12 protein-coding genes and 1 tRNA gene are annotated in these 12,047 nt (G+C 41.5%); 2 read left to right on the forward strand and 11 right to left on the reverse strand.

The window, feature by feature from the left end:
* Window positions 1-142 precede the first annotated feature (142 nt).
* Window positions 143-219, forward strand: a tRNA-Pro gene (locus Q7J27_13295).
* A gap of 8 nt (window positions 220-227) precedes the next feature.
* On the opposite strand, the gene Q7J27_13300 is transcribed toward Q7J27_13295, so the two are convergent.
* From Q7J27_13300 to Q7J27_13350, 11 genes are all read right to left on the reverse strand, one after another.
* Window positions 228-1,436 (reverse strand): type II secretion system F family protein, encoded by a 1,209-nt coding sequence (locus Q7J27_13300; GenBank protein MDO9530116.1) that lies wholly within the window; start codon window positions 1,434-1,436, stop codon window positions 228-230.
* A 111-nt stretch (window positions 1,437-1,547) separates the two neighbouring features.
* Complete coding sequence (gene rlmB, locus Q7J27_13305) at window positions 1,548-2,291, reverse strand: 23S rRNA (guanosine(2251)-2'-O)-methyltransferase RlmB (GenBank protein ID MDO9530117.1); 744 nt, start codon at window positions 2,289-2,291, stop codon at window positions 1,548-1,550.
* 110 nt (window positions 2,292-2,401) lie between these two features.
* Complete coding sequence (pyrF, locus tag Q7J27_13310; protein MDO9530118.1) at window positions 2,402-3,190, reverse strand: orotidine-5'-phosphate decarboxylase; 789 nt, start codon at window positions 3,188-3,190, stop codon at window positions 2,402-2,404.
* Window positions 3,168-3,422 (reverse strand): DNA-directed RNA polymerase subunit omega, encoded by a 255-nt coding sequence (rpoZ, locus tag Q7J27_13315; protein ID MDO9530119.1) that lies wholly within the window; start codon window positions 3,420-3,422, stop codon window positions 3,168-3,170. The genes pyrF and rpoZ overlap by 23 nt, the downstream gene beginning before the upstream one ends.
* A 252-nt stretch (window positions 3,423-3,674) precedes the next feature.
* A complete protein-coding gene (gene gmk, locus Q7J27_13320) occupies window positions 3,675-4,289 on the reverse strand; it encodes a guanylate kinase (protein ID MDO9530120.1) in 615 nt (204 codons plus the stop codon).
* Between the two features lie 38 nt (window positions 4,290-4,327).
* Entirely contained in the window at window positions 4,328-4,570 is a 243-nt protein-coding gene (locus tag Q7J27_13325) for a hypothetical protein (protein MDO9530121.1), read from the reverse strand.
* Window positions 4,571-4,927: 357 nt separating this feature from the next.
* Window positions 4,928-5,815 carry a YicC/YloC family endoribonuclease gene (locus tag Q7J27_13330; protein ID MDO9530122.1) on the reverse strand — a complete coding sequence of 296 codons (888 nt, stop codon included), beginning with the start codon at window positions 5,813-5,815 and terminating at the stop codon, window positions 4,928-4,930.
* A 22-nt stretch (window positions 5,816-5,837) separates the two neighbouring features.
* Window positions 5,838-6,368: a DUF4416 family protein gene (locus Q7J27_13335; GenBank protein ID MDO9530123.1), complete on the reverse strand. Its 531-nt coding sequence runs from the start codon at window positions 6,366-6,368 to the stop codon at window positions 5,838-5,840.
* Window positions 6,365-7,351, reverse strand: coding sequence for a D-glycero-beta-D-manno-heptose-7-phosphate kinase (rfaE1, locus tag Q7J27_13340; GenBank protein MDO9530124.1), 987 nt, complete (start codon window positions 7,349-7,351; stop codon window positions 6,365-6,367). The genes Q7J27_13335 and rfaE1 overlap by 4 nt, the downstream gene beginning before the upstream one ends.
* Window positions 7,345-8,325, reverse strand: a complete 981-nt coding sequence (gene galE / locus Q7J27_13345) for a UDP-glucose 4-epimerase GalE (protein ID MDO9530125.1) — start codon at window positions 8,323-8,325, stop codon at window positions 7,345-7,347. The genes rfaE1 and galE overlap by 7 nt, the downstream gene beginning before the upstream one ends.
* Window positions 8,322-9,317, reverse strand: a complete 996-nt coding sequence (locus tag Q7J27_13350; GenBank protein ID MDO9530126.1) for an SDR family oxidoreductase — start codon at window positions 9,315-9,317, stop codon at window positions 8,322-8,324. Before Q7J27_13350 ends, galE begins: the two co-directional genes overlap by 4 nt.
* Window positions 9,318-10,040: 723 nt before the next feature.
* Here Q7J27_13350 and Q7J27_13355 point away from each other — a divergent pair.
* Window positions 10,041-12,038, forward strand: a complete 1,998-nt coding sequence (locus tag Q7J27_13355; GenBank protein MDO9530127.1) for a V-type ATPase 116kDa subunit family protein — start codon at window positions 10,041-10,043, stop codon at window positions 12,036-12,038.
* Window positions 12,039-12,047 lie beyond the last annotated feature (9 nt).

The following is a 12,047-nucleotide window of genomic DNA, read 5'->3' on the forward strand; positions in this document are numbered from 1 at the left end:
TTTATTCTACCACTACTTTAAATCAAAAACAACAATTGAACCTCCCCGCAATAAGTCGCGGGGAATGTACTCGCTGTTGAGTTCAGACACGGCAAAAAATTGTGGACTTTTGTCAAGAGATTATATATCGTCCAATCTGAGTCGGGATGTGGCCCAGCCTGGTAGGGCACTGCGTTCGGGACGCAGGAGTCGCGAGTTCGAATCTCGCCATCCCGACCATTCTTTATTTAGCCAACTACCGAAGCCATCTGGAAAATTGGAAGATACATGGCAATTATCATTCCCCCAACAACTCCACCCAAGAAAACCATCATAAACGGTTCAAGCAGCGAGGTCATTGCGTCAACCGCAGCATCTACCTCATCATCATAGAAATCTGCAATTTTTAGAAGCATTGTGTCAAGAGCTCCGGTAGCTTCACCCACCGCTATCATCTGAACCACCATGGAAGGAAATACGTTAGTATCCCTCAATGGTTCGGCTATTGTCTTGCCTTCACTTATACTTTTTCTCGTTTCTATTAATGCATTTTCTACTACCTTGTTTCCGGACGTTTTACTCACAATATCGAGTCCTTCGAGGATCGGGACACCACTACTTATCATGGTAGCAAGTGTCCTGCTAAATTTTGCCACAGCCACCTTTTTCAATAATGGACCGAAAACTGGTGCCTTCAGTACCATATGATCGACGACAAGCCTTCCCTGTTCAGTACGGTAATATCTCCTGAAGGCAAATACTGCGACGACCACTACACCTATCATATGCAGGATATAATGCTGCACAAATCCACTCATGTTAATAAGGAATTGGGTAGGCCCAGGCAAAGCACCTCCCATACTTGTAAACATCTCCTGAAAGACAGGAATCACTTTAAGAAGAAGTAACGTGACAACTCCGATCGAAATCACAAGGACGCTGGCGGGGTAGGTCATCGCCCCCTTAACCTTACTTTTCAACTTCATTGCCTTTTCCATATAGGCTGAAAGGCGAGCAAGGACAACATCGAGGATTCCACCGGCTTCCCCTGCGGCAGTCAGATTTACAAAGAGCTCATCAAATATCTTGGGGTGTTCTTTCAGTGCATCGGTAAGTGTCGACCCACCCTCTATATCTGCCTTTACCGACATGATAATTTTAGCGAAGGTCTTGTTCGGCTCCTGGGAGCCGAGTATTTCTAAACACTGAATAAGAGGAAGACCGGCATCGATCATCGTAGAGAATTGGCGAGAGAATACCACAACATCCTTTTCTTTAACTTTAGGCCGAAGAAAAGGAATACTTTCAAGCAAATCCTTAGGCTTTTTCTTTATACGGCCGGGCCTAAGACCCTGTCGGCGAAGCTGTGTCCTGATAGCAGACTCATCAGCAACTTCTGATTCGCCTTTTTTCAACTCCCCTTTTCTTGTATGCGCTTCCCATAAATATATCGGCATACTCAATCCTCAAATTTAAGTGTCTAAAGTTTGAAGTGCCTAAAGTGAGCTAAAGTTGAACTGATTAAAATCCTTAACTTTAGGCACTTTAGTTCACTTTAGGCATTTTAGTCACTTCTTTCTTATAAACCTCTTACGACTCATTTCGTAGAGTATAATCCCTGCTGCAACTGATACATTAAGGGAATCAACTTTCCCTGAAATCGGTACGGAGACAAAAAAATCACATTTTCTCCTGACAAGTGGTCTGATTCCTTTCTCTTCGCTTCCCATAACAAGGGCAATATAACCATCATAATCAAAAGAATGAACGTCCCGGCCAAGTTTTGCATCGGCACCATATATCCAGAATCCTTTTTCCTTCAGCCAATCAATAGTATTCGATATATTTACAACCTTGGTAATCGGAATATGATGAGCAGCCCCTGCGGACACCTTCATGACGGTCGGAGTAACTGATGCTGCACGATTTTCTGGAATAACGATGCCATTAACCCCACAACAATGAGCCGTTCTTATCAGTGAACCAAAGTTCTGTGGATCGGTAATGCCGTCAAGAATAAGAATTAAACTTCCTTTTAATGACTCACAACAATTGTTAATAATCTTATCTACGCTGGCGTAAGAATATTCTTCAGATAAACAGACGATGCCCTGGTGAAAACTTCCCAAGGCAAGTCTTTCTAAATATTTCTTCTCTTGAAACTCTATTTCTATCTGATTCTGTTCCGCCAGTTTTAAAATATCCCGAACATTTTTTTCACTTCTGCCGCTGGCTACCACTATCTTTTTTATCTTACCGCTATCACTTCGGAGGGCCTCCATAACGGGCTTAACACCATAGATAACCTGCATGACATCTCTTTCTGTTAATCTGAGCCATTGCTCGTACAAGGACAGCGCCCCGCATTACACCACACGGACAAACAAGTTTGTCCATGCCACCCGATAGAAGACAGGGCACATCACTTGTTCTGACTCCTGACCCCTGACCTCTGACCCCTGACTTGTTCAAGCCCCTCGGAAATCTCTTTACAGATTTCGTCAGCCGCACTTACAGGATCGTCTGACATTAGTATCGGTCTCCCAACGACAATAAAATCGGCCCCCCTTCTTATGGCTTCTCCGGGAGTTAATATTCTCTTCTGATCGTCCCCCGCTACCTTCATACTTCCCCTGATACCGGGCGTCACTATTATGAAATCTTCTCCGCATATCTTTCTTATAGAAACTACATCACGGGCAGACGCTACAACCCCGGAAACACCGGCATCACGGGCAATTCTTGCCAGGTTTGGAACAATCTCTTCTGCCGTCTCGCTGAACCCTAACATCTCAAGATCGTCATCGTTCAGACTGGTTAAAACGGTTACAGCAAGGATACATGGCATGGAAGCACCGGACTTCTCCACCATTTTCTCAACTGCAATGACCGTTTCCTCCATCATCTTTTTTCCACCGAGTGCATGCAGGTTAAACATGGAAACACCCAGTTTCACCGCTGCCTCGGCAGCTCTGGCAACGGTGTTCGGAATGTCATGAAACTTCAGGTCGAGAAAAACCTTTCCTCCCATCTCCTGTATCTTTAAAACAAGTTCCGGACCGAAACGGGTGTAGGACTCTTTGCCGACCTTAAATACTCCCACATGATCTTTAAGGAGTTCAACCCATTCCAATGCCCTGTTAATGTCCTCTCCAATATCAAGAGCGAATATTAACCTTTCCCTCGCATTATTGTTCAATCTGTTTTTCATTTTCGGGCGGTTTCACTTCTACTTTCTTCCTGTCAATAAATTCAGGATGCGCCAACATGACCTTTCCGGCAGCAATCTCCCTGAGGGCACCCACTATTTCCCTGTTGCCCCTAATGTCACAAAGAGGCTTAGAACCTTTAAGCAACTGTTTTGCCCTTTTGGCTGCCAGCAGCACGAGGGCAAATCTATTTTTTGTTTTTTGCAATGCATCTTCAACGGTAATTCTTGCCATATTTACTACCTCCAATAAATAAGTTTCGGGTTTTGAGCTAAGGGTTTAAAGTTTCGTAATATTTTAGTTATCCGAAGTCCCCTTCAACCCTCTTTAGTAAAGAGGGGAACAGAGAAATTTGTTGAACAGCAGGCCAAAGCTCTGTGCTACGTCAACACGGACAAACAAGTTTGTCCATACCACCCAACAATATCTCTTTGTGCCTCTGTGCCTTTGGCGCTTTATGCCTTATAACTACTCATACCTGAGTAGTTATAAGAAATCTTTTATTACTTCTGTCAATCGTTCCCTTCTGCTCTTTTCCGCCACATATATTGACCTTAAATTATCAATGGCGGATTTTAGGCTGTCATTAATAACAATATAATCATACCAGACAATTTCTTTTATTTCATCCATTGCTTTTTTCAAACGGGTACTCATTATATCATCTTTTTCAGACCCTCTCTTTTCCAACCTTTCCTTCAAGACATCAATTGAAGGGGGAAGAACAAACACAAAGATACCCCCGGGGTAATTTTCCTTCAATTCCCTTGCACCTCGTGGATCGACGTCCAATATGAGATCATATCCCTTTTCTAAAAAATCTTTCATTGTTTTTCCGGATGTCCCGTACATGTACCCGTAGTTTTCGGCCCACTCAGCAAATTCCCCTTCTGCTATCCGCTTCTTGAACTCAAAATCGGAAATAAAGTAATAATCTTTGCCATCCTCTTCCTTAGGGCGAGGAGGTCTGGTGGTGTAAGATACTGAAAACCGCATATTCGGCAACATTTTCAAAACTTCTTTGCAGATTGAAGTCTTACCTGCACCGGAAGGAGCAGAAACTACAATAAACAATCCTGATGTTTTCGTCAAAAGTTCCATAATAAATCCGAAAAGTTTGCACTGAAGATATCTAACAGTTAAAAGTATACTGCTTTTAATTGGTTACTTATTTTAAAATAGTTTTGCCTTATTCTCGCTGACGGATCAAGTTTCCTCTTTATTTTAATGAGTTTACTGTATGCATCTTCAAGGTCGTTTTCGATTTTTGAGGTATCTTCACCTTTATTTCCCAATCTTCTTTTTTCTATACCCAACTCATTAAATATCTCAACTAATCTTACATAATCTTTTTTTAACAATTTCCTTTTAAGCTTATTCATTCCCGGCCGTTCCTTTATGTTAGAGTGTCTTGAAAGTATAATTCTTCGCTGCTCAAAACATTTTTTCGACAATTCTAAATCTCGCTCCACTACAAATCCAAAACTCGCTCTTCGAGCTCAAACAGTTGGATTTGCGGTCGTTTTGCTGCGATTTGAATCGTTACCGAAAAAATCTTGATTCGCCTCTCAGAATCATACTTCCCAATCTCTATTCTACAGAACACTGACCGCTTACTTTTATTGTCCCATTACACGGACAAACAAGTTTGTCCATGCCACCCAGCAATATTTCTTTGTGCCTTTGTAACTATGTGCCTCTGTGCCTCAAGCTGTCGGTTTTAGCCGATAGCGGTTATTTCATTCAATATTCATTGTCTGTTCTCTTAATCTGGAAATTTCGTTTTTGATTTCTATTACATTATAAGATATTTCTGCATCAGGGCTCTTGGACCCTATGGTATTTACTTCTCTGTTCATCTCTTGGAGCAGAAAATCTATTTTTCTTCCCACAGCACCACTACTCTCCAGCATTTCATAGAATTGACCGATATGACTTTCAAAACGCACAACTTCCTCAGTAATGTCACTCTTTTCAGCCATTATTGCAACTTCTTGACACAACCTTGTCTCGTCAATTTCCATACCATCTGTTAATTCCTTCACCCTGTCTGAAAGTCTCTTTTTATACTCGAGCAGAACCATGGGTGTCCTTAATTTTACAGAACTGATACTTTTCTTGACAGTGTCAAGCCGTGACAGAAAATCTCTGTAAATGGCTTCCCCTTCCTTCCCTCTCATTTCAATAAGTGCTTCAATAGAATGATTAAGAGTTTTCTCAAGTTCTTCCCAGACGGCCTCCATATCCATTTCGATTTCTGAAGGAACAATGCCACCCTTAAGCCCGGTAATCATATCCAAAGATATTTCTCCTTTAAGTCCGAGCTCTTCTTTTAAATCAATTAACAAAGAATGGTAATTACGAATGAGAGGAAGATTCAGCTCAAACTTTCCTTCATATTCCAGGTTCAAACCACTGGAATTGAGCTGAACATTCACCTCGACCCGTCCCCTGAACAATTTTTCACTTATCTTCTTTTTTATCTCCACCTCCAATGGGAAAAGTATACCCGGAAGACGAAACAATATCTCCATATTACGATGGTTGAGAGACCTTATCTCAACAACCAGTTTTTTACCTTCCAGAGCGGATTCCGCCCTGCCGTAGCCAGTCATACTTCTTATCATTTAAATTTTTTCTCCTGTTAGTTCATCTTTCCAGTTTCAATTGAGCAAGATATTTTTCCCTTATCCTGTTGAACATTTCCATGATGTTTTTTTCAGCGTAATCGGGGTAAGTCCATTCGAGCGGCTGAAAGGTTTTATTCCTGTAAATCAACGTCAAATCGGCATATATGCCATTCCCCAGATAGGGGCGGTGAGCATAATTCTTCCCTGTTGCGAGTATCAAATTATGCTTGGATATATAGCCCGGATCTATATTTGTTCTCCTTTTATCGTTGCTCGAATATTTCTCTTCAAGACTGTTGGTAAAAATCTTGATTCCCGGCAGGGATTCAGGTCTTACCAGATTTTCAAACGAAACGAATCTCCTGACCAGGGATTGCCCCATCTCCTTCGTATAATAGTCGGTATAGTCAAAAAGTATAAACTCACTTATAAAGTCAGTTCTTCCATATTTTTCCGACAGCTCTCCCAGTATCTCCCCCAGCAGCTCTCTGTCTGTAGAAAACATACTCGATATCAGCTTTGCCGGCTCCGGACTCTTAAGCTTGCTCATAACATTTTTCTGAGTTCTTCCTGTGAAACAGTAGCAGTTCCCACCTTACCCACCACAATCCCGGCAGCGTGATTTGCAAGCACTGCGGCCTCTTTAAATGTTGCCCCGGCAGCCATACAGAGAGCAAAGACACCTATTACCGTATCCCCCGCACCGGTCACATCAAAGACCTCCCTGGCAACAGTTGGAATATGAGTAATGCCTCCTCCATCTTCAAAAAGGCTCATCCCCTCCTCACCCTTTGTAATAAGAACGGCTTTGAAACCAAACCTTTCGAGAAGAGATTCTCCGTTTTTAATAAGATCATCCTCGCAGGTAATCTCCATGCCGAGAGCACGACCGGCCTCATGATGATTGGGCGTTATTACATCAAACCCCTGGTAGAGGGAAAAATCATTCTGTTTCGGGTCAATACAAACGATAATATCCCTTCCGGCTGTCACCTCTCGGATTCCTTGTAGCAGTCTTTCCGAGATGATCCCTTTGCTGTAATCTGAAATAACAACCGCACCCAGGTCATCCCTTATACTTTCAATATATTCTAACATCTTTTCAATGCTACTCAAACTTACAGAATCCTTGTTTTCCCTGTCAAATCTTACCACCTGCTGGCTCTGTGCTATAATTCTTGTTTTTACAGTGGTGGGACGACTCTGTTCCACTATGACACCAGTCGTATCAATATTCATCTCTTCGAAATTGCGTATCAATAAATCCCCCATATCATCGGAGCCTATAATACCTGTTACGTTGACCTTCCCTCCTACGGAAAATATATTATTCATAACATTGGCCGAGCCACCAAGGAGAAAATTTTCCGAGGTAACCTCAACGACGGGAACCGGTGCCTCAGGAGATATACGGGAAACCCTTCCCCAGATAAACTGGTCAACCATTAAATCTCCAACCACAAGAACCTTTGATCTGGAAAATTTATCAATTATTTCAAGCAATCTTTTTTTACTCACAAGTTTCTTTACCATTTATTCTCGAACCTCTTACTATGCCACTTCCATGCTGTTTCAATAATTACATTCAGATCAGCAAACGCCGGTTTCCACCCCAATTCCTTTATTATTTTTTCGGAACTTGCCACCAACCGGGCGGGATCTCCCTCTCTTCTATCACCTTCTACAACAGAAACTTTCGTTCCGGTAACCCTGTTAACCGCTCCTATAACTTCTTTCACCGAAAAACCCTCTCCGTTTCCGAGATTATAGATGGCTTCTGTTGAACTGTCTTTTAATTGCCTCAGGGCGAGGATATGAGCTTCTGCCAGGTCATTTACATGTATATAGTCCCTGATACATGTCCCATCTGGTGTATCATAATCAGTCCCGAAAATCGTTATATTATTTTTTCTTCCCAGGACTGCATCAAGGATAAGAGGTATCAAATGAGTCTCGGGTGAGTGGTCTTCACCGATTATGCCTTCGGGATCAGCTCCCGCAGCATTGAAGTATCGCAGTGAAACAAAGTTAAGACCATAGGTTGAATGATACTTTTTTAAAATATTTTCAAAAATAAGCTTTGTGTTTCCGTACACGTTCGTCGGAACAGTCGGATGCTCTTCTGCAATCGGCACTCTTATCGGTTCTCCGTACACCGCCGCACTGGAAGAGAATACGATTTTTTTGACCCCGGCATCCAACATCGCCCCAAGAAGATTTATGCCGTTGGCAACATTATTTCTATAATAACTGTGTGGATCAATCTCGGATTCACCAACAAGACTATACGCTGCAAAATGGATTACCGCTTCTATATCATAATTTTTAAAGGTCTTTATTAACATATCCTTGTCCGACAGGTCTCCCCTGATAAATTCGCCGGATAAAACCATATCACTATGACCCCTGGAAAGGTTGTCGTATATTATTGTATCATAACTTTTTTCTCCGAGAAGTTTGACCACATGGGAGCCAATATAGCCCGCTCCGCCTGTAATTAGTATCATACCTTTTTCCCTTTGAAATATTCTAAAACCAGTTTCAAACCTTCCTCAAGCTGTATTTTCGGTTCCCATCCGAGTAAGCTCTTCGCCCTGGCAATGTCAGGCCTTCTTACTTTCGGATCATCTACTGGAAGATCGCTGAAGATAATCTTACTTTTTGATTTGCATGTATCGATCAGCTTCCTTGCAAATTCCAGTATTGTTATTTCACGGGGATTGCCGATATTGACCGGACTAACATAATCAGAATAAAGAAGTCTGTAAATTCCCTCAACCAAATCGTCAACGTAGCAGAAACTGCGGGTCTGACTGCCGTCACCGAAGACGGTCAGGTCTTCCCCCTTTAGCGCCTGCACCATGAACGTGGGAAGTGCTCGTCCATCATCCGCCCTCATCCTTGAACCATAAGTATTAAATATTCTTACAATTCTTGTGTCAATGCCATGGTACCTGTGATAAGCCATTGTCAGTGCTTCTGCAAACCTTTTTGCCTCATCGTATACCCCGCGCGGGCCAATAGGATTGACATTCCCCCAGTAATCCTCCGACTGTGGATGCTCCAATGGATCTCCGTAGCACTCCGAGGTAGAAGCAAGTAGAAATCTGGCTCTTTTTTCCTTGGCTAAGCCCAATGTCTTGTGAGTGCCGAGAGATCCTACTTTAAGGGTCTGAATGGGAAGCTTAAGATAGTCTATCGGGCTTGCAGGAGATGCAAAATGGAGGATATTATCAACCTTTCCCTCCACATAGATAAAATTGGTTACATCATGTTTTATAAAGGTAAATCTATCATTTCCAAAGAGGTGAGCTATGTTGTCTATATTTCCCGTCAGGAGGTTATCCATACAAATCACATAATGTCCCTTTGAAATAAAATAATCGCAAAGATGGCTCCCTAAGAAACCTGCTCCTCCTGTAATCAAGGTTCTTTCCAACATATTATCCTCCGTCGTCAGGTTTACGAAGTTGGCAACAGCCACTTCGTATAATCTCACAAGCTATTATTATGTATGAATTTTGTCAATCGTTTTCTCAATCTTTCCAGTGGAATAATGAGATGTTACAGGTAATTCACTTGTGGGTATTGTTCCTGACATTTCAAGGATTCTTTTCAGCAAGATTATAGGAGATTCAATATCTGGAGATTATAGAAAAAAGGGTTGCCTTTCTGTTTGTTTTATGTATAATTTAAAGAAGTTGTCACATTTATAAGCAGAACGATATTACTTCTGATCAGACATATTTTCTACTTCTTCTCCGATATTTATAAATTCAGTGTAATGCCTACTCGATGAGAGTTATAATAGTATTTAATTCTTAATTAAACCTTTTTTTAAAACTATTTGGATCATCTCCCGATTAGTTGAAGTTAATTAAGGCAAAATAAGTGTGTTATCTATAATTAATACCAGAGGGTTCAAGGGGTCGAGGATTCGAGTGAAAGGAAGAAAGACAACCCTGGATTACATCAGGATGCTTTACATATCTTATGGTTCTGTTTGCGAATTTGAAACATAGATATTATTAGCAGGGGATTTGGATTTAATTGAAAAAGGTGTATTGGGTAAATTAAAAAAAGATATAGCAGAAAGCTAAAGAATGTTAAAGGTGCCGATAAAGTCTCTAAAAAACAAACCCTTGAATCCTTGACCCCTGGAATCCTTGGACCCTCTTCTCCAACTAAATTGGAGAAGAACCAACTATTTAAGCTTTTTAAAATGATGCCAATCTTTATAAACACTCCCGAAGAAATGGTGAAGGTGAGAGTAATAACACTTAAAGATTCTTCTGAAAGTGCTCTCAGACACTTACAGGAAATCGGACTCCTTCACATAGAAGAATCAAAGGAACCGGTCGATAAAGCAGCTATCGAAAGGGATAAGAATCGGGTGGAAACGGCGCTCTCCTCTATTCACGATATCTTAAACTGCCTGACAGAAGAAATAGCAATACTTTTACCTGAAGATATCAAACTTCATTCTCTCGATGAAATTACAGACCAGACAGACAAAATTCATGGTAGGTTTTCTAAACTCACCCGAAAAACCGCCCATTTAAAAGAGGAAATTGCAAATTTTGAAGAGCTTGATAAATATCTGGGTCCACTGGCACGCCACACAAATGTGCCTTTGAAGGATTTGCAATATTCCGGGACATATTTATTTACTAACGTCCTGGCCTTTTCTGAGGATGCTTATAAGGCATTTAGTGAGCGAGCCGGTCAGTATTTGTTCCAGCATGTTGCCGTTCCAGTCGAAGGTGAGGTGGCAGTTTATTTTGTAGCCGGAACTGAACATCGAAAGACAATAGAAACGCTCATTAAAAACATCGGTGCAGCAACTCTGAAGATACCGGACATGGAATTATCCCTGAGGGAGTTCATAAAAGAAATTGATGAAGCGATTCGCAGCCGGAAAAAGGATCGTGATGAATTTGAAAAAGAACTCCAGAAAATGATTAAGGAGAATTTAGACCAGATTGTCTTATTCAGGGAAATACTCGCTGCGGAAAACGAGAGGTTGTCTATCCTCGAACAGGCATGGGAGGCACGGTACGTTACCTTTATCGAAGGCTGGATACCACAAATCAATGCTGACACAGTAACTACCGGTTTAAAAGAAACATCAGATTTTGCATTTGTTGATACGAAGAAACCCGATCCTGCGGACACGCCTCCAACAAAGCTCCAAAATCCCCCAGGAATTCGACCATTCCAGATTATTGTAAGCCTTTTCAGTCTACCCAAATATGACGATTGGGATCCTACGCCCATCGTGGCTTATTTCTTTGCCTTCTTCTTTGGACTGATGCTCAATGATGTCGTATATGCCGTCGGCCTCATTTTACTGGCCAGATTTTTACTTTACAAACTTGCTGATGATCCAACCTCCGAGGAATTTTATCTGTTTCGAAACGTTTTATACATTAGCGGCAGCTCAAGTCTCATATTTGGATTACTTTCCGGTACCTATCTTGGTGATTTCCTCAAAATGTTTTTCAACGTAGAGCTACAAAACATCGCCCTGGTGTCGCATGTGCACAAATACCTTTCGGATCCCATTTCATTTATTGTCCTTTCACTCATAATAGGGCTTGTTCATGTAAATTCGGCTCACATACTCTCTCTTATCAAAGGAGTAAAGGAAAAGAATAAGGGGTTAATACTGAGCAAGATCGGGCTTTTTATTTTACAAATTTTCGGTATTCCCTATATCTTTAATGCCCTGCTGCATGTAAAACTTATCCCGCTGAGTGCCGGAGCATATTCTGTCCTTATTTATCCCCTGTTCTTAGGTCTGACCTTAATTGTCATAGCCAGCTTCATGCAGATGGGCGGCCTGGGCGGAATTTTCTGGATTTTTGAACTAACTGGTATTATGGGAGATATCATGTCATACTCAAGACTGGCAGGAGTGGGGCTTGCTACATTTTATCTTGCCTCATCTTTTAATCTTCTTTCAGATTGGGTTTCTTCCTCACTGTCGAATTTGATACCCGGCATCGTTGGATTTATCATAGCGTTCGTTGTTGCTTTTATAATGCTTATTATTTTCCATGTTTTTAATTTGCTTCTTAGCAGCCTGGCTGCTTTCATACATTCACTGAGACTATGCTTCGTGGAATTCTTACTGAAATTCTATGAAGGGGGAGGGGGAAAATATGCCCCGTTTCATCTGAGACTCCGGAGGGAAGTATTGGTAGGTACAAAATCTTAAAGTGAGGTG

It is taken from the genome of Syntrophales bacterium (genome assembly GCA_030655775.1).
In the GTDB taxonomy this organism is placed as follows: domain Bacteria; phylum Desulfobacterota; class Syntrophia; order Syntrophales; family JADFWA01; genus JAUSPI01.